The sequence below is a fragment of the Neorhizobium petrolearium genome (assembly GCF_017873175.1).
Lineage (GTDB): Bacteria > Pseudomonadota > Alphaproteobacteria > Rhizobiales > Rhizobiaceae > Neorhizobium > Neorhizobium petrolearium.
Map to the genome: position 1 here is coordinate 34,398 of NZ_JAGGJW010000007.1, position 18,116 is coordinate 52,513.

The following is an 18,116-nucleotide window of genomic DNA, read 5'->3' on the forward strand; positions in this document are numbered from 1 at the left end:
TTCACACTCATGCCCGCGGATACCGCGGACACAAAAAGAAACAGGTTCCGGAGTAAAACTTCGGAACCATCGCAACATCACAATTTGGGTCACTATAACAGAATTTCGACAGCAAACGCTAGGAATTTCGACACTCTGTCCGAGGAGTTCCCCACGCTCACATGAGAATCCAAGGTCGCCGTTTTGTCAATGACTTGACAAGCGGGTGAAGGAACATTCGAAGAACAAAGCGAGTGAGGAAATCGCCGGAAATCGCCCGGATATCCGGGCCGGCGTTGCCGGATGCGGCTGTTTCCACAGGGGGTGCAGGATGATGAGTTCAGGCAACGAATTGTGGATTGTCCGGCAGGTTGGGCGGATTGTAGCCGCCCGCGTTCATGCGCGCCCTGACCGTTTCGTGGATCATCGCTCCCTCCGGCACCAGGCGCCGGTCGCCGAGCGGTATGTAGAACCTGCCCCGATGCCCGCGTTTGCGCCAGGAGGTCTCGGGTACGCTGCGCGGGGCATATTCGAGGATTTTCCAGCCGATCGTCATGGAATCATGGAGGGATGCCAGCGGTTCGAGAGGAACGTATTTGTTGTCGTTCCTGCCGAGCACGATGTTGTTGATCGTGCGCGTGACGTAGACGAGCCCTGCCGGTTCCGTCTCGCGGATCATCCAGTCGAGCGGTATCTTGATCTGGCCGCTTTCCTCTTCCGCGTATCCGCCGCCCACATCGCCATGGACGCCCGCGAACCAGACCTCCTTGAAATCCTGTGGCGCAGGGGTCTTCGGCTTGAAGGGGCTTCCCCAATACTCCTGTCCAGGCGTCCAGAGTTCGGGCTGGAACATGGTGCGCCGCTCGTCGATCGCCACCGCATGCCGGACGAATTCGACGCTGGGGTTCTTGCGGGTAAAGGGATGCGTCTTGAACTGGGGATGCCACTTGCCGGGCTCGATGACAGAAGCCACCGTATCGAAGAGTCCAAGCAGCCTGATCGGCGGGCGGTCGTTACGGAGCATCCGCTCGTAGAGCCGCATGCTCAGGAAAGCTGATGGCGATTCTCCCTCGCCGGCGGCATTTTCACCGCTCTCCTCCTGATCAGGGATGCCCTTGTAGGTCCTGTAGGCGTAATCGAGCAGATTGAGGTGATATCTGGTCGTCAGGCCGAAAGCATGGATGAAGCCGGCCAGCACGCGTGCCGAATAGGCGCCGCGACTGAAGCCGAAGATATAGATGCGGTCGCGGTCGGGATGGCGGCCATCGGCATCGGCAGGACCCTGGTCGTAGTTCTCGACCAAAAAACGGTAGGCTTCCTTGACGTTCTGGTCGAGGCCCCAGCCGGTCGCAAGACCCCACACTTCGAGGGATTTCCGGTAGAATCTGGACCAGGCATTGGCCGCACCGAAGGTGCCGACACCGGGGTCGTAATAGACGATCTGCTCGGCCGACCGTTTGAGCGTGCCGAACAGCCTCAGGATATTGGTCCGATCCGCCGAAATATCATTCGACGTGCCGTCGAAGAGGATGACGATGTTTTTCGACATGAACTCCCCCCGATCTTATCTCGGGCGGGAGGCTAACACCGGGTGGGGATGGGTGCAAATTTGCTGGGATGTGCCGTGAAGGCCCCCTCTGGCCTGCACGGCATGGCTCAAGATCAGAAATAGCTCTGCAGCGGCCGGACTTCGAGATTTCCGGCCTTCAGCGCCTTGATGGCGAGTGCCTGCGGCTTCCGTCCCCGATACCGCGGTTCGCGCGCCAGCTTACACTATACGCGGCATCGGCCGTATCAAAGGGGCTATTGCCAGCGCACCTCGGCGCCGAGCGCGGTGAGCTTCTCGACAAAATGCGGATAGGCGCGGCGGATCGGGTCGGCATTGCGGATGGTGGAGCGGCCATCGATCTGGATGGCGGCGATGAACAACGCGAGCACCACACGGATGATGTAAGGAGCCTCGACTGTAGCCGGACGTAATTGGTTGCCGCCACAGACAATCAGGCGATGCGGATCAGACAGATGCACCCGCGCACCGAATTTCAAAAGCTCGGAACTCCAACCGAGCGCGCCTTCGTAGACCTTGTTCCAGAACAGGATATCGCCAGTGCAGCCGACCGACACGCCAATCGCCTGCGGCAGGAGATCGGCAGGGAAATAGGGCCAGGGCGCGGCCTCGATCTTGGGCAGCATTTCCAGCGTGTAGGGTTCGGTGATCGAGCGCGTCCAGCCACTTGCGGTGATCGCTCCATCGCCGATTTCGAAGCGGAGGCCAAGCTTTTCGAACTGGCGCAGGATCAGCGGCATATGCGCGCCCATATCCGTTTCGACGGTCAGGCGTCCGCCGGTGACTGCGCCGATGGCCAGATAGGTTGCGACCTCATGGTGATCGTCGGGAACGCGTGCGACCGTGCCGCCGAGGCGATCGACACCATGAATTGTAAGGCGCGAGGTGCCAATACCTTCGATCCTGGCGCCCATGGCCAGCAGCATCTCGCACAGCGCCTGCACATGCGGTTCGGAGGCTGCATTGGTGAGTGTGGACGTGCCTTCCGCGAGCGCGGCAATCATCGCAAAGGTTTCCGTCGCGGTTACCGAAGCATAGTCCGGCCACAGGTCCGCTCCGACCATCACGCCCGGACGCTCGATCTCGTAGGGATGATTGGCGACGATGCGGCCGCCCAGCCTCTCGATGATGTCGAGATGCGGGTCGATCTCGCGCACACCCAGCGCGCAGCCCTTGGCGGTAGTGTCGAATGTCAGCCGACCGTTGCGCATCAGGACCGGACCGAGGAGTAGGACGGCGGCGCGGATGCCGACGGGCAGTTCCGCCTGGCCGTTCCTGAAGGCTCCTGCATCATGCCTGATCGTCAGACGCTGACCATCCAGATCGCGGTCGATAGTCGAGCCCATCGCCGCGAAATACTGCAGCAATTTGTCGATGTCGCTGATCTCGGGCACATTCTCCAGTGTCACCGCCTCATCGGTCAGCAATGAGGCACACAGCATCGGCAGGACGGCATTCTTGTTGCCGGAGGGCCGAACTGTTCCGGAGACTGGGCGCCCGCCGTCGATGATCAGGTCAGCCATCGGTTTTCCTAAAAATAGCTCTGCAACGGCCGGACTTCGAGATTTCCGGCCTTCAGCGCCTTGATGGCGAGTGCTGCCGCTTCGGCGCCGGCCATGGTGGTGTAGTAGGGCACCTTCTGCATCAGCGTCGCGCGGCGCAACGACTTCGAATCCGAGATCGCCTTATTGCCGTCGGTCGTGTTGATGACGAGCTGGACCTGGCGGTTGCGGATCGCATCCTCGATATGCGGACGGCCTTCGAGCACCTTGTTGATCTTGGTGGCGGTGATGCCGTGTTCGCCAAGGAAGCGGGCGGTGCCGCCGGTTGCGAGCACCTTGAAGCCGATCTCGGTCAGAATGCGTATCGCCGGAAGCACACGCGCCTTGTCCTCGTCGCGGACGGAGACGAAGACGGTCCCGTCGCGCGGCAGTTCGACATTGGCACCGAGCTGGCTCTTGGCGAAGGCGAGCGCGAAATCCGTGTCGAGGCCGATGACTTCGCCGGTCGACCGCATTTCCGGGCCGAGCAGCGTGTCGACGCCCGGGAAGCGGGCGAACGGGAAGACGGCTTCCTTGACCGCGATATGCTTCAGCGCCCGCGGATCGGGCTTTTTGCCATAGGCGGCGAAGGTCGCGTCGAGCTTTTCGCCGGCCATGACGCGGGCGGCGATCTTGGCGATCGGTGCGCCGATGGTCTTGGCGACGAAGGGCACGGTGCGCGAGGCGCGCGGGTTGACTTCGAGCACGTAGATCGTGCCGTCCTTGATGGCGAACTGGACGTTCATCAGGCCGCCGACATTGAGCGCCTTCGCCATTGCCTTGGCCTGGCGTTCCAGTTCGTCAAGCGTCTCCTTCGAGAGCGAACGGGGCGGCAGCGAGCAGGCGCTATCGCCTGAATGGATGCCGGCCTCCTCGATATGCTCCATGATGCCGGCGACATAGACGTCCGTGCCGTCGGAAAGGCAGTCGACGTCCACTTCGATCGCATTGGTCAGGTAGCTGTCGAAGAGCAGCGGGTTCTTGCCGAGCAGAGTATTGATCTGGCCGGTCTTGTCGTTCGGGTAGCGCTGCTTGATGTCTTCCGGCACGAGGCCCGGGACGGTGTCGAGCAGGTAGGTCTGCAGCATCGATTCCGAATGGATGATCTGCATGGCGCGACCGCCGAGCACGTAGGAGGGGCGCACCACCAGCGGGAAGCCGATCTCAGCGGCGACGAGGCGTGCCTGTTCGACCGAATAGGCGATGCCGTTCCTCGGTTGGTTGAGGTCGAGCTTCATCAGCAGTTTCTGGAAGCGGTCGCGGTCTTCGGCCAGGTCAATCATGTCCGGCGCTGTGCCCAGGATCGGGATGCCGTTCTTTTCGAGCGCCTCGGCGAGCTTCAGCGGCGTCTGGCCGCCGAACTGGACGATGACGCCGACCACTTCGCCCTTTTCCTGCTCGGCGCGCAGGATCTCGATCACGTCCTCTGCCGTCAGCGGTTCGAAATAGAGGCGGTCGGACGTGTCGTAATCGGTCGAGACCGTTTCCGGGTTGCAGTTGATCATGATCGCTTCATAACCCGCATCCTTCAGCGCGAAGGCGGCATGGCAGCAGCAATAATCGAACTCGATGCCCTGGCCGATACGGTTCGGGCCGCCGCCGAGGATCACGACCTTCTTCCGAGCGGAGACTTCTGCTTCCGACCGAAGCGCGCCGACGAAGGGTGTCTCGTAGGTCGAGTACATGTAGGCGGTCGGCGAGGCGAACTCGGCGGCGCAGGTGTCGATGCGCTTAAAGACCGGGCGGACGCCGAGGCTGTTGCGCAGTTCGGCGACTTCCTTCGGGCGCTTGGCCGTGAGGCTCGCGAGGCGGGCGTCGGAGAAACCCATGGCCTTCAGCATACGCAGGTTTTCAGCGTCGGTCGGCAGGCCGTGCTCGCGGATGCGGGCCTCCATGTCGATGATCGCCTTGAACTGGGCGATGAACCACGGGTCGATCCTGCAGGCCTCATGAACTTCCGCCTCGGACATGCCCATGCGCAGCGCCTGGGCGACCATGCGCAGTCGGTCAGGCGTCGGGGTGCCGATCGCGGCACGAATGGCGTTGTGGCGGTCTTCGCCCTCTTCGAGGCCGGGGATTTCGATCTCATCGAGACCGGTGAGGCCGGTTTCGAGGCCGCGCAAGGCCTTCTGCAGCGATTCCGCAAAGGTCCGGCCGATCGCCATGACCTCGCCGACCGATTTCATCGCGGTCGTCAGGGTAGGCTCGGCGCCCGGGAATTTCTCGAAGGCGAAGCGCGGGATCTTCGTCACGACATAGTCGATCGACGGTTCGAATGAGGCGGGCGTCGCGCCGCCGGTGATGTCGTTTTCGAGCTCGTCCAGCGTATAGCCGACGGCGAGCTTCGCCGCGACCTTGGCGATCGGGAAGCCGGTCGCCTTCGAGGCCAGCGCCGAGGAGCGCGAGACGCGCGGGTTCATCTCGATGACGACGAGGCGGCCGTCCTTCGGGTTGACGGCGAACTGGACGTTCGAGCCGCCGGTCTCGACGCCGATCTCGCGCAGCACCGCGATCGAGGCGTTGCGCATGATCTGGTATTCCTTGTCGGTCAGCGTCAGTGCCGGCGCAACCGTGATCGAATCGCCCGTGTGGACGCCCATCGGATCGATGTTCTCGATCGAGCAGATGATGATGCAGTTGTCCGCCTTGTCGCGGATCACTTCCATCTCATACTCTTTCCAGCCGAGCACGGATTCCTCGATCAGCACTTCGGTGGTCGGCGAGGCGTCGAGGCCGCCCGAGACGATCTCGAAGAATTCCGAGCGGTTGTAGGCGATGCCACCGCCCGTGCCGCCGAGCGTGAAGGAGGGCCGGATGATCGCCGGAAGGCCGACATGATCGAGCGCTTGGGCGGCGATCGCCATGGCATGGCTCATATAGCGCTGCTTGCGGTCGCTCTCGCCGAGGTTCCACTGGTTTTCCAGCGCGTCGAGCGCCTTGTCGAGATCGGCGCCGGAAAGGCTGTCGCGCAGCTTGGCGCGCTCGGCCTCATGGGTCTTGCGGTCGGCATCCTTGATGTCGGTGGCATTGGCCAACATCGATTTCGGTGTTTCCAGCCCGATCTTGGCCATCGCTTCGCGGAAGAGGGCGCGGTCCTCGGCCTTGTCGATCGCGGCGGGCTTGGCGCCGATCATCTCGACATTGTAGCGGTCGAGCACGCCCATGCGCTTCAGGGAGAGAGCCGTGTTCAGCGCCGTCTGGCCGCCCATGGTCGGCAGCAGCGCGTCGGGGCGTTCCTTGGCGATGATCTTGGCGACGACTTCCGGGGTGATCGGCTCGACATAGGTCGCGTCGGCAAGGCCGGGATCAGTCATGATCGTCGCCGGGTTGGAATTGACCAGGATGACCCGGTAGCCTTCCTCTCGCAGCGCCTTGCAGGCCTGGGTGCCGGAATAGTCGAACTCGCATGCCTGGCCGATGACGATCGGGCCCGCGCCGATGATGAGGATCGATTTGATATCTTGGCGCTTGGGCATAGAAGTCTTTCCGCTTTTTTCCTGCGCGAAAAACCGGCCAGGGCGAAGATTTGCCGGCCGGGTGCGCAACTTAAGGTCTTTTCAGGCTAGAAGCGGCTTATAGGCAAATGTTTTTCCGAACGGAACCCCATAAATCGCCAAATCGACAGAATCCTTAAAGGTCTCCGAAACGCGCCTTCGCCGCATCCATGTTGGGCCGGCTGATGGGGACTTCCGCGCCGCCCTTCATGACAACGAACAGTTTGCCGCCATCGCGCCTCAGTTTCTCGACATGCTGATCCGCCACCCAATGCGACCGGTGAACCTGGAGCCCGGGCGTAGTGCCGAGCTCTCTCAAGGCATCCGCAAAGCGCAGCAGGATCAGCTCCTGGCCGCGCGTCGTGACCACTTCCGTATAATGGTCCTGAACCGAGAGCCGAACGAGCGGGCCGCGGTTTTGTGGTTTGAGGCGGCTGAGGATTTCCGGGTCCGCCAATCGTATCGACGACCCCGGTGCGGGCGTTGCCGGCTGCGGTGTCGAAACCTCGGCGATCTGCCGGTGCATGGCGGTATAAGTGAGCAGGCAGAAGAGGGCGCAAAGCGGCAGGGCCACCAGCGCCCGCTGCAGGCCGTTGTTCATCTCGTTCCATGCGCCGGAAAAGGCGAAGTCGATCACGCCGAGCGCAAAGCCGATCGGCAGGGCAGCGAACAGTGAACCGATCATCATCCGCGCCAGCGTATGGCGAAGGCGATTGCGCAACAGCACTTCGGCGATGACGGAAAAACAGACGGCGATCGTCCAGGTGACCGCATGCACGATCAGCCAGTAACCGAGCCGGACGCCGAACATCATTCGTTCCGAAGTGCCGTAGGGACCGCTGACCGCGAAGATGAGAACGATAAGCGCGAAGGTCGCCCAGAAGCGCCGGGAGAGGATGAAGAGCTGCAATTCACGAAGCGTGGAGCTGAAAAACGGGTGAATCACGAAGTTTATCCGCCGTCTGCGCCATTCCGGTTGAGGGTGGAGGAAGTTGTGGCGGAAACAGGCGCCAAGTTCAATCGCTCGACGAATTCCATGAGGCGTTCTTCATGAATCTCCATCCGCTTCTCGATTCCCCGCTTGCCGTGCAGATCCATGTGGCAGCCGTCCTGCCGGCCGCCGTGCTCGGTGCCTATATCCTCGTGAACCGAAAGGGCACGCCCGCACACCGGCTGCTCGGCAAGATCTGGATGGCGCTGATGGTCATCACCTCTTTCTCCAGCTTCTTCATCCACGAGATCAATTTGTTCTATGGCTTCGGTCCGATCCATCTGCTCTCGATCTTCGTGCTTGTCGGTGTCTGGCGGGCGATCAGCGCCGCACGGGTCCACAATATCCGGGCGCATAAGGCGTCGGTAATCGGCATGTATATCGGCGGCATCGTGGCCGCCGGCCTGTTCACGCTCATTCCCGGGCGAATCATGAACGCCGTCGTCTTTTCCGGCGGACCCGACTGGGGCCTGCTGCTTGCCATTGCCGCGATCGCGGGGCTGCTGTTTTTGCAGCGCAAGCTTGCAGCGCGCGAGACTTGATTTCCGTCAGAAAAATTTCCGAACCGTACCGATAGCAGCCTTGCTGACATGGACAGGCTGGGCTTACCGGATTAGTGCTGCAGGAAAGAGAACTGTAGCAACGGCCATCCGAGACGACGACCGCTTGCGCGGAGGAAACGACGATGGCCGATGCAACCTCAGAACCCGTCTCCAGCCCCACGATGGCAGCCGCCGCGGCTGAAGTGACGGTGTTGCCGATCATCCTGGCAGTCAGCTTCTGCCACATGATCAACGACATCATGCAGTCGATGATCTCATCGATCTACCCGATGCTGAAGACGGATTACGCGCTGGATTTCTGGCAGATCGGCATCCTGACGCTGGCGTTCCAGTGCACGGCCTCGCTCCTCCAGCCGGTGATCGGCATCGTTACCGACAAGAAGCCTTTTCCGTATTCGCTGCCGGTTGGCATGGGCTCGACGTTCATCGGCCTTTTCATGCTGGCGAGCGCGCATTCCTATGCCGTACTGGTCGTAGCCGCCTCGCTGATTGGCATCGGCTCCGCCGTCTTCCATCCGGAATCATCGCGGGTCGCGCGGCTTGCCTCGGGAGGCCGTTATGGTTTCGCGCAGTCGGTCTTCCAGGTCGGCGGCAATTTCGGCCAGTCGATCGGCCCTCTGCTCGCCGCCTTCATCATCGTGCCGAACGGGCAGGGGAGTGTCGCCTGGTTCTCGATCGGCGCCATGCTCGGCATCATCATCCTCACCGGAGTGGCGCGCTGGTACAAGGCGCATATGATCGCCAACAAAGGGCGCAAGCGGGTGCTGAACGTCCACAACCTGTCAAGGCGGACGGTCGCCATTGCGCTCGCGGTGCTGGCGCTTCTGACTTTCTCCAAGAATGCCTACATGGCGTCGATCGGCAGCTACTACACTTTCTTCGTCATCGAGCGTTTCGGCGTGACGGTTCAGCAGTCGCAGATCATGCTGTTCATCTTCCTCGGCGCCGTGGCGCTCGGCACAGTCATCGGCGGACCGATCGGCGACCGGTTCGGTTCGAAGGTGGTGATCTGGTTCTCCATTCTCGGCGTGCTGCCCTTCACGCTCGCCATGCCTTTCGCCAATCTGCCGGTGACGATTGCGCTATCGGCCATCATCGGCTTCATCATGGCATCGTCCTTCCCGGCGATCGTCGTCATGGCACAGGAACTGGTGCCGGGCCGGGTCGGTATGATCGCCGGTATCTTCTTCGGGATAGCCTTCGGGATCGGAGGCATTGCCGCTGCGGTGCTCGGCATCTTTGCCGACCATTACGGCATCACATTCGTCTACACGGTCTGCGCTTTCCTTCCGGCGCTCGGATTGCTCACCATCTTCCTGCCGGGCAAAAAGGCCCTCCGGGTCGCCTGAGGGCGGGCCGCACAAAGACGGGCAACCAATCTCGATTTCGCCGCGATATGCGCTATATCGCCCGATGAGCATATTCGCCAAAGGAGAACCGGGGAATGGAATGGAGAGGCCGCCGTCAATCGGATAACGTCGAGGACCGGCGTGGAGCTTCCATGGGTGGTTCCATGGGTCGGGGTGGTTTCCGCATCCCCGTGGGCGGCGGCGGACGCCGCGGCGGGGGCATCGGCATCGGTGGTATCGTCCTTATCCTGATCGTCTGCTGGATTGCCGGCATCAATCCGCTGACGCTGCTTTCGGGCGGCGATATCAACCTTGGCGGTTCCGGCTACGAGCAGCAGGCCGGCAGCCAGGCGCCCGCCAATGACGATACCACGGCCTTCATGCGCACCATTCTTGCCGAGACGGAAGACACCTGGAACGGCATTTTCGAGGCGAACGGCCAGCGCTATCAGGAACCGACTCTGGTGCTCTTCTCTGGCCAGGTGAGTTCGGCCTGCGGCTTTGCTTCCTCCGCGACAGGTCCGTTCTATTGCCCGGGCGACCGCAAGGTCTATCTCGACACCGCTTTCTTCCAGGAGCTGGAGCAGCGCTTCAATGCGGCCGGCGACTTCGCCGAGGCCTACGTGGTCGCGCACGAGGTCGGCCATCACGTGCAGAACCTGCTTGGCATATTGCCGCGCTTCAATCAGGCCCGCCAGCGCATGAGCGAAACCGAGGCGAACCAGATGTCGGTGCGGGTTGAACTTCAAGCGGATTGCTTTGCCGGCGTGTGGGGCAAGTTCACCGAGCAGAAGGGCATTCTGGAGCGCGGCGACCTCGAGGAGGCGCTGAACGCAGCCCAGCAGATCGGTGACGACACGCTGCAGAAGCGCAGCCAGGGCTATGTCGTGCCGGAAAGCTTCAATCACGGCACGTCAGCGCAGCGCATGCGCTGGTTCAAACGCGGCTTCGACAGCGGCGACATGAAGGCCTGCGACACGTTTTCGGGCGATGTGTGAGGGCCACGTTCTCCGGCTATCGACCTAGGCTAACCTGGTGGGCCGGCTTCACCCCTCTGTCCTGCCGGACATCTCCCCCACAAGGGGGGAGATCACATGTAGCATGACCTTCCCATCCCATTTAGCGTCCGCCGGGTAGAACGGTTGTTTGTTTGAGGAGGCTGGTGCGCCCAGCCGATCTCCCCCCTTGTGGGGAGATGCCCGGTAGGGCAGAGGGGGGTGTCGCAAGGCAAATCAAAGCTTTGTGAGAAATCGGCAGAAAAAATCGCTTCCGATTTTCCCCACCCCTTTCTTCCGTGCCTACAATCTCCTCGCTTCCGTCGCCGGAGTGTTTCGCGAGACGTTCGCGGGCAGGCGGGAGCCGGCGCTTTCATCGGAACCGTAACGTGCGGGGACGGTGGAAGAGGTGAAAGCCATGGGAGCGGAACGGAAAACCGGACTTCTCCCTATCAAGCCTCCCCCTGGCCGCCGGGCCGGGTTCGGTTGAGCCGTCCAAGTGGCAAGGTTTCCCGAAAGGAGACCGCGAATGAAGCCATGCAGCGAGGCGAGATGATCACCTGTAGGGGCCGGAAGCCCCGAGAGAACGCCGAAGGCCACGCGAATGCGGAGCCACTTTATACAACTTCAATGAGGTTCCGCATTCGTGTGGGCTCTCCGATCTTTGACACGCCACGGGTTGTTACGCCGCGTGGAGACCTGGCATGCCGGCGAACGAGCCAGCACGTCCTGAAAGAGGATTACTTGTACATCCCCTCGCGCAGATTGATGCCGTATTCCACATAGGCCTTCATGGCGCAGAGCATCTGCGACCAGCCCTGACAATTGCCGTAGGAGGCCGCAAGCCCGCCGGGCGTTTCCCTCCAGCCTTCCTCGGCGATCGTCACGAGCGTACGATTGCCGTCCAGCGGCTCGAAGGTCATCGTCACCGTGGTCTTGTAATTGGCGGGCAGAACATTTTCAGGCCCCTGCTCGGCCGGGTTGCCCTCCGTCGCATCCCATCTAAGGACGATTTTCCGGTTCTTCTCCACCTCGACGACATCGACCGGAAAGGCACCGGGAAAATCGTGAAAATCCCAGGTGACCGTGGCACCCGTTTCGAGCCGGCCTTCCGCGCCGCCGGTCGTGAAATAGCCCGAAAGCTTTTTCGGATCGACCACTGCCTCGAACACGTCCTCGACCGGTTTCGAAATCCGGCCCGACACTTTGAATTTCAGTTCCATGGTCTTCTTCTCCCTTGTTTTCCCGTTCTATCATGTTATAAAAACATAACATGTCAAGCGATAAACAAAGTGACAAGATTTTCAAGGCATTGGCGGCGCCGGTTCGCCGCGAGATTCTGGATGTTCTGAAAGATCACCCGAAAACGACGGGCGATCTCTGTGCCCGCTTCCCGAAACTCGACCGCTGCACGGTGATGCAGCATCTGAAGGTTCTGGAGGGCGCCGACCTGGTGCTGGTGAAGCGCGAGGGGCGGGAGCGCTGGAACCATCTGAACCCGCTGCCGATCAAGGCGATCCACGATCGCTGGATCGGCGCATACGCGGCGCGTGCGGTCGACATGCTCGACAAGATGAAGCGGGATCTGGAGGGGTAGGGCTTCAGCCTATCAGGGACGCGGTACCGTAAAACCCGAGTGCAAAGACCGTGTGGGCGACGAGATTGAGGAAGCGCACCTTGTTCGGCCTGGGCGTCTTCGAGGCCGCCCAGCCGAGACCCATGCCCGGCTGAAACAGGAACCAGCCGGCGCCGACCGTGACGATGCCGAAGATCCACGCCGGAACGAAGGTCGGCGAGACGAACCATCCTGGTCCGACGATCCAGGCGAAGATCACGCCATAAACGATGCCGATGGCATAGTGACCCGTCCAGCCTAGGGCCAGTTCGTGGTGATAGGGTTCGGCAGCGGCGATGCTTTCATGAAAGACCTTGCCGCGGGAGAGGTGCCAGAACCAGCGGCCGCCCGGTGCCCAGTTGGCTTTCGGCTGGCCGAAGACGCGGTAAAGCACGAGGGCCCAGATGTCCATGAGGACGGTCGCACCGATGCCGATCAGGATGCCGCGCCAGAGAAATTCGATCATGGGATGCCGCCGGAACAGAATCGAGGAGAGACGCAAACTCCTATAGATCTTTCCCGGCGGGTTGGCTGTCCTTTCATCAAAAACTTTGAAATGTTCACGCATTGTTTCCTTTTTCGTTTGCGGCTATGTAGGCGGCGTGGCGACACGATCGTCTTTCCAGAAAACATCAAAGCCTAGAGAGACACTCGATGCTCGACCCGAAATTCGTCCGCCGCGGCCTTTTCCTCGTCTTCATGATCCTATTTCTCGATATCATCGGGATTGCGATCATCATGCCGGTGCTGCCGACCTTTCTGCGCGAACTCACCGGCGACGACATGAGCGCGGCTGCCGTCGACGGAGGCTGGCTGCTGCTCATCTATTCGGCCATGCAGTTCCTCTTTGCGCCTCTGCTCGGCAACTTGAGTGACCGCTTCGGCCGCCGGCCGATCCTGCTTGCCTCCGTCTTCACCTTCGCGCTCGACAATCTCATCTGCGCGGCCGCCACCAGCTTCTGGATGCTGTTCGTCGGGCGAGTCCTCGCAGGTATCTCGGGCGGCAGTTTCGCCACATGCTCCGCCTATATCGCCGACATCAGCAATGACGAGAACCGCGCCAAGAATTTTGGTCTGATCGGCATTGCATTCGGTGTCGGCTTCACGGTGGGACCGGTGATCGGCGGCCTGCTTGGCGAGCTCGGACCGAGGGTGCCCTTCCTTGGCGCCGGCCTCCTGTCGCTCGCCAATTTCGTCGCCGCCTGGTTCCTGCTTCCGGAGACGCTTGGCAGGGCGCATCGCCGCAAATTCGAGTGGAGGCGCGCGAACCCGCTCGGCGCGCTGCGCCAGATGCGCCATTATCCGGGGATCGGCTGGGTCATGCTGGTGATGTTCCTCTATTGGCTGGCCCATGCGGTCTATCCGTCCGCCTGGGCCTTCGTCTCGGCCTATCGCTACGGCTGGAGCGAGGGGCAGATCGGCCTGTCGCTCGGCCTTTTCGGCATTTGCGCAGCCTTCGTGATGGGATTCGTTCTGCCGAAGCTCGTGCCGGTTCTCGGCGAGTGGAAGACGGCGGTGCTGGGACTTTCCTTCTCCTGTCTCGGTCTCACCGGTTATGGCCTGGCCTGGGAAGGATGGGTCGTCTATGCCGTGATCCTTGCGACGACAATCGAGAATGTCGCCGACCCGCCGCTGAGGAGCATTGCAGCCGGCAAGGTGCCGCCGTCGGCGCAAGGCGAGCTTCAGGGGGCGATGACAAGCCTTACCAGCCTGACGACGATCATCGGTCCTGCAATCTTCACGCAGCTTTTCAGCGCCTTCACCGGTCCAGAGGCAATCATTGAATTTGCCGGCGCGCCTTACATCATGGCGGCGATCTTCATGGCTGTGGCTATCCTGGTGTTCTTGACCCGGATTTCGCGGAGAACTTCGGCAGTTCCGGCTGGAAACGAGCTTTCCCATCAGATTTCTTGAAGGGACCAGCCAAAAATTCTGCTGGGTCGCGCGTAAGCCTTGCCGCACGGATGATGCTCCTCTATAGGCTGCATCATCCGCCGCTCGCCAGTTCCTGGAAGCGGCTTTTTTCGTCTGTGGAGGAGACCATGTCGAGCCGGGCCACGACCTTCAAGGGGACAGCGGACAATTCCTGGTCCTCGCATATGCGGGCGACATTTGCTCTCGGCGTGCCGCTTGTCGGCGCACAGCTCGCCCAGATGGCAATCAACACGACCGATGTCATCATGGTCGGCTGGCTCGGGACCACCGAACTGGCGGCCGTCGTTCTCGGCAGCCAGATGTTCTTCATCGTCTTCATCTTCGGTTCGGGCTTTGCAAGCGCCGTGGTGCCGATGGTCGCGCAGGCATTGGGGCGGGGTGATTCCGTTTCGGTCCGTCGCTCGGTTCGGATGGGCATGTGGGTGGTGATCGCCTATGGCGTCGTGACCGCGCCCATCCTGTGGTTCTCCCAGCCGATGCTGATCGCGCTCGGACAGGATCCGGAAGTCGCCGGGCTGGCGCAGGGCTACCTGCGCATCATCCAGTGGGGTATTTTCCCGAATCTGGTCCTTATGGTGATGCGCGGTTTCCTGAGCGGCCTCCAGCGGGGCGGCATCATCCTTTACGTGACGATCGGCATGTTCCTCACCAATGCGGTGATGAACTATGCCTTCATCTTTGGCAATTTCGGCGCGCCTGCCCTGGGGCTGCAAGGGGCGGCCGTGGCATCCATCGCTGCGGCCACGATCGGCTGTCTGCTTTCGATCGCTTATATCGAAGCGAAGGAAAAAACGCGGGCCTACGAATTGTTTGTCCGCTTCTGGAGGCCGGATTGGGTGGCATTCCGGGAGGTGGTCAATCTCGGCTTGCCGATCAGCTTCACCATTCTCGCCGAAACCAGTCTTTTTGCTGCTGCGTCATTGCTGATGGGAATGCTCGGCAAGATCGAACTCGCCTCGCACGGTATCGCACTGCAACTGGCGTCCATCGCCTTCATGATCCCGCTCGGACTTTCGCAGGTGGCGACGGTACGCGTCGGATTGGCCAATGGACGCGGAGATGTGCTCGGCCTTCGGCGTGCGGCGGTGTCGGCTCTTCTGATCAGCATCTGCTTTACGCTGGCAGGGAGCGTGCTTTTCGCTCTCTTTCCGCGCGAGCTCGGTTCGCTCTTCCTGGATATGAAGCGACCCGATGCCGAGGCACTGCTCAAATTTGCTGCGCCGCTCATCATCATTTCCGGTGCTTTTCAGGTCGTCGATGGCTTGCAGGCGGTGGGGGCAGGGTTGCTTCGCGGTCTCAAGGATACCAGGGTGCCGATGCTGCTGGCGCTGATCGCCTATTGGCCGATCGGCTTCGCCTGTGCCTGGATTTTCGCCTTCCCGCTCGGCTTCCGGGGGGTGGGTGTCTGGTTCGGCTTCGTGCTCGGCCTTGCGGCGGCGGCGGCATTCCTGTGCGGACGCTTCTGGCTGCTGCTGCATCGGCAGATGCAGAAAGCCCGCTGAAGATCAGCGGGCCGTTGGCGTCAAAGAGCGGATCAAGCCGGAAGAAGCTCAGGCAACATCACGGGCGAGTAGAAGGCCACATGGGTTTCGACGCCAAGGCGCCGGCTCAGCATCTGCCGATCTATCCCTGCCGCAGCATCCGCTTTGGCTACAGCCGCAATGACCGGCTGAAGGACGTGTTCACCCTCGAATTGGAGGATGGTGATGAGATTGAACGTCTCGGCGCCTGAATTCTGTTCAAGAACCATATCGTCAATAAAGCCTGGTTGGGCGCGTATGACGTCGTGCGTCCTTCCGATCAGCCTCATGAACTTGTCACGGGCGTCTGCCGGTACCGAGAATCTATTGACGCGAACGACGTGTCCGCTCTTCATTTCGCTCATAAGAAAAACCCCTGTTCGACATGAACAGGGGTCTTATGCAACCTCAACCAAAGTTGAGGTCAATAGGCCTGGCGTGATTTTTCAAATGCCCGCGAAAGTCAACGTTCAGCGAGCGCCGGTTCACCTTTGCGTTCGCGCACAAGGTTGACGAAACGGCGGAAGAGATAGTGGCTGTCCTGGGGGCCGGGGGAGGCTTCCGGGTGATGCTGCACGGAAAAGACCGGCTTGCCGGCAACGCGCAGCCCGCAATTCGTTCCGTCGAAGAGCGAAACATGCGTTTCTTCAACGCTTTCCGGTAGGGACTTCGAGTCGACCGCGAAGCCATGATTCATGGATACGATCTCGACCTTGCCGGTCGTGTGGTCTTTGACCGGATGGTTGGCGCCGTGATGGCCTTGATGCATTTTTTCGGTCTTGGCACCAAGCGCAAGGCCGAGCATCTGGTGACCGAGGCAGATGCCGAAGGTCGGAATCTCCGTCTTGAGGATGTCACGGATGACCGGCACGGCATATTCGCCGGTTGCGGCCGGATCGCCGGGGCCGTTCGACAGGAAGATGCCATCGGGCTTCAATGCGAGGATATCTTCGGCGGATGTCTGGGCCGGTACGATGGTCACCTTGCAGTCGAGGCCGGAGAAAAGGCGCAGGATGTTGCGCTTCACGCCGTAGTCGATGCAAACGATGTGGTATTTTGCGTCTTCCGGCGAGAGTTCTCCGTAGCCTTCGTTCCAGACCCAGGGCGTCTGCACCCACTGGGAAGATTGCCCGGAGGTCGCGTCCTTGGCGAGGTCGAGACCTTCGAGGCCGCTCCAGGCCTTGGCCTCGGCCTTGAGCGTTTCCATGTCGAAGACGCCGTTCGGGTCATGGGCGATGATGGCGTTCGGTGCACCGTTCTGCCGGATCCAGGCCGTGAGTGCGCGGGTGTCTATGCCGGACAGGCCGATGACGCCGCGTGCCTTCAGCCAGGCATCGAGATGCTTGGCGGCACGGTAGTTGGAGGGTTCCGTGATGTCGGCCTTGAAGATGACGCCGACTGCCCCGCGCCGTGCGGCGGGTGTCAGGTCCTCGATGTCCTCTTCATTGGTGCCGACGTTGCCGATATGCGGGAAAGTGAAGGTGACGATCTGGCCGAGATAGGACGGATCCGTGAGGATTTCCTCGTAACCCGTCAGGGCGGTGTTGAAGACCACTTCTGCCGTAACCTTGCCGGTCGCGCCTATCCCCGTTCCTTCGATCACCGTGCCATCGGCAAGAACGAGCACGGCGGTGGGTTTCTTGGTGGTCCAGGGAGCGGTCGCGGTCATGATCATCCTTCTGCCTCACCGGCCCCGTCCCTTGAAGAGACAGGCTGTGAGGGCCATTTATAGTCGCAGAAAAGGGCGCGCGGTATATCCCGGCGCAAGCCCTGACATTTAAATCTCGTGCAGGTGCCGGAAAATAGACAAAGCAGGCGGGGTGGTCAATCTCGCCCGCCAAGAAATCCATGGGGATTGAAACCTCCGGGATTCAAGGGCTCGGGTGAATTGATTTGATCGATCCGAACCGGTCGTCTATGACTGCAACGGAATGACAAGGAAAAGCCACAATTCCCGGTGCCTGCGCAAGCTTTTCCCAAGGAGAAAAAGACGATGATGCGCGACAAGCTTTCTGAAGCGCTCAAGACTGCCATGAAGGCCAAGGACAACCGTCGCGTTTCGACGGTGCGTCTGATTCAGACCGCGATCAAGGATCGTGATATCGCGAACCGCGGCCTCGGCAAGGATCCGGTGAGTGATGACGACATCCTGCAAATACTGCAGAAGATGGTGAAGCAGCGCGAGGAATCGGCCAAAATCTATGAGGATGCCGGCCGCGCCGAACTCGCCGCCCAGGAGCGCGAGGAAATCGACATCATCAAGGGCTTTATGCCTGAGCAGCTGTCGGATGCAAAAGTTGGCGAGCTCGTCCAGGCGACGATCGCCGAAACGGGAGCCCAGGGCCTCCGCGACATGGGCAGGGTCATGGCCGCGTTGAAGGAAAAATATCCGGGCCAGATGGATTTCGCCAAGGCCTCCGGTGTGGTGAAGGAACTTTTGAAGTAAGTTCGATCTGAACGATGAAATACAAAAGGCGGGAATCCGATCCTCGGATTCCCGCCTTTTTGCTCTTCTATGCCTCCTGCCGACCGACCGCGGACTTGCCGCCGGTAAGAAGGGAACGAAG

At 61.0% G+C, this 18,116-nt stretch carries 15 protein-coding genes and 1 pseudogene; 8 read left to right on the plus strand and 8 right to left on the minus strand.

The genetic code is table 11. The features are described 5' to 3' along the window. Positions 1 to 319 precede the first annotated feature (319 nt). From J2046_RS14575 to J2046_RS14590, 4 genes are all read right to left on the minus strand, one after another. The gene (locus tag J2046_RS14575; protein ID WP_210052903.1) at positions 320 to 1,528 is read right to left on the minus strand and encodes a T6SS phospholipase effector Tle1-like catalytic domain-containing protein; all 1,209 of its coding nucleotides are present in this window, start codon (positions 1,526 to 1,528) and stop codon (positions 320 to 322) included. Between the two features lie 254 nt (positions 1,529 to 1,782). Beyond that, positions 1,783 to 3,069, minus strand: a complete 1,287-nt coding sequence (locus J2046_RS14580) for a UDP-N-acetylglucosamine 1-carboxyvinyltransferase (protein WP_210052905.1) — start codon at positions 3,067 to 3,069, stop codon at positions 1,783 to 1,785. 8 nt (positions 3,070 to 3,077) lie between these two features. Then, positions 3,078 to 6,563, minus strand: a complete 3,486-nt coding sequence (carB, locus tag J2046_RS14585; RefSeq protein ID WP_210052906.1) for a carbamoyl-phosphate synthase large subunit — start codon at positions 6,561 to 6,563, stop codon at positions 3,078 to 3,080. A 154-nt stretch (positions 6,564 to 6,717) separates the two neighbouring features. Further along, complete coding sequence (locus J2046_RS14590) at positions 6,718 to 7,527, minus strand: LytTR family DNA-binding domain-containing protein (protein ID WP_210052908.1); 810 nt, start codon at positions 7,525 to 7,527, stop codon at positions 6,718 to 6,720. Positions 7,528 to 7,631: 104 nt separating this feature from the next. Between J2046_RS14590 and J2046_RS14595 the strand changes: the two genes are divergently transcribed. The 3 genes from J2046_RS14595 (at position 7,632) to ypfJ (ending at position 10,482) form a co-directional block, all read left to right on the plus strand. After that, on the plus strand, positions 7,632 to 8,114 hold the full coding sequence (locus J2046_RS14595) for a DUF2306 domain-containing protein (RefSeq protein WP_210052910.1): 483 nt from the start codon (positions 7,632 to 7,634) through the stop codon (positions 8,112 to 8,114). A 143-nt stretch (positions 8,115 to 8,257) separates the two neighbouring features. Next, entirely contained in the window at positions 8,258 to 9,484 is a 1,227-nt protein-coding gene (locus J2046_RS14600; protein WP_210052912.1) for an MFS transporter, read from the plus strand. 95 nt (positions 9,485 to 9,579) lie between these two features. Further along, positions 9,580 to 10,482 carry a KPN_02809 family neutral zinc metallopeptidase gene (ypfJ, locus tag J2046_RS14605; RefSeq protein WP_210052914.1) on the plus strand — a complete coding sequence of 301 codons (903 nt, stop codon included), beginning with the start codon at positions 9,580 to 9,582 and terminating at the stop codon, positions 10,480 to 10,482. Between the two features lie 737 nt (positions 10,483 to 11,219). On the opposite strand, the gene J2046_RS14610 is transcribed toward ypfJ, so the two are convergent. Beyond that, positions 11,220 to 11,702 (minus strand): SRPBCC family protein, encoded by a 483-nt coding sequence (locus J2046_RS14610; RefSeq protein WP_210052916.1) that lies wholly within the window; start codon positions 11,700 to 11,702, stop codon positions 11,220 to 11,222. Positions 11,703 to 11,752: 50 nt separating this feature from the next. On the opposite strand from J2046_RS14610, the gene J2046_RS14615 reads away from it, so the two are divergent. Next, a complete protein-coding gene (locus J2046_RS14615; protein ID WP_037147935.1) occupies positions 11,753 to 12,076 on the plus strand; it encodes an ArsR/SmtB family transcription factor in 324 nt (107 codons plus the stop codon). 4 nt (positions 12,077 to 12,080) lie between these two features. On the opposite strand, the gene J2046_RS14620 is transcribed toward J2046_RS14615, so the two are convergent. Then, positions 12,081 to 12,560, minus strand: coding sequence for a DUF2938 domain-containing protein (locus J2046_RS14620; protein ID WP_210052918.1), 480 nt, complete (start codon positions 12,558 to 12,560; stop codon positions 12,081 to 12,083). Between the two features lie 188 nt (positions 12,561 to 12,748). Between J2046_RS14620 and J2046_RS14625 the strand changes: the two genes are divergently transcribed. The 3 genes from J2046_RS14625 to J2046_RS14635 all read left to right on the plus strand — a co-directional run bounded on the left by J2046_RS14625 (position 12,749) and on the right by J2046_RS14635 (position 15,761). Beyond that, on the plus strand, positions 12,749 to 14,008 hold the full coding sequence (locus J2046_RS14625; RefSeq protein WP_210052920.1) for a TCR/Tet family MFS transporter: 1,260 nt from the start codon (positions 12,749 to 12,751) through the stop codon (positions 14,006 to 14,008). A 128-nt stretch (positions 14,009 to 14,136) separates the two neighbouring features. Beyond that, complete coding sequence (locus J2046_RS14630) at positions 14,137 to 15,531, plus strand: MATE family efflux transporter (RefSeq protein ID WP_210052922.1); 1,395 nt, start codon at positions 14,137 to 14,139, stop codon at positions 15,529 to 15,531. Between the two features lie 80 nt (positions 15,532 to 15,611). Beyond that, positions 15,612 to 15,761 carry a hypothetical protein gene (locus J2046_RS14635; protein WP_210052924.1) on the plus strand — a complete coding sequence of 50 codons (150 nt, stop codon included), beginning with the start codon at positions 15,612 to 15,614 and terminating at the stop codon, positions 15,759 to 15,761. A 30-nt stretch (positions 15,762 to 15,791) separates the two neighbouring features. Here J2046_RS14635 and J2046_RS34340 read toward each other — a convergent pair. Further along, a pseudogene (locus J2046_RS34340) lies at positions 15,792 to 15,914 on the minus strand (antibiotic biosynthesis monooxygenase); the annotation flags it as partial. A gap of 98 nt (positions 15,915 to 16,012) precedes the next feature. Beyond that, positions 16,013 to 17,218 carry a glutamine-hydrolyzing carbamoyl-phosphate synthase small subunit gene (carA, locus tag J2046_RS14640; RefSeq protein WP_210052925.1) on the minus strand — a complete coding sequence of 402 codons (1,206 nt, stop codon included), beginning with the start codon at positions 17,216 to 17,218 and terminating at the stop codon, positions 16,013 to 16,015. Between the two features lie 324 nt (positions 17,219 to 17,542). On the opposite strand from carA, the gene J2046_RS14645 reads away from it, so the two are divergent. After that, positions 17,543 to 17,995 (plus strand): GatB/YqeY domain-containing protein, encoded by a 453-nt coding sequence (locus tag J2046_RS14645; protein ID WP_411828504.1) that lies wholly within the window; start codon positions 17,543 to 17,545, stop codon positions 17,993 to 17,995. Positions 17,996 to 18,116: the final 121 nt, after the last annotated feature.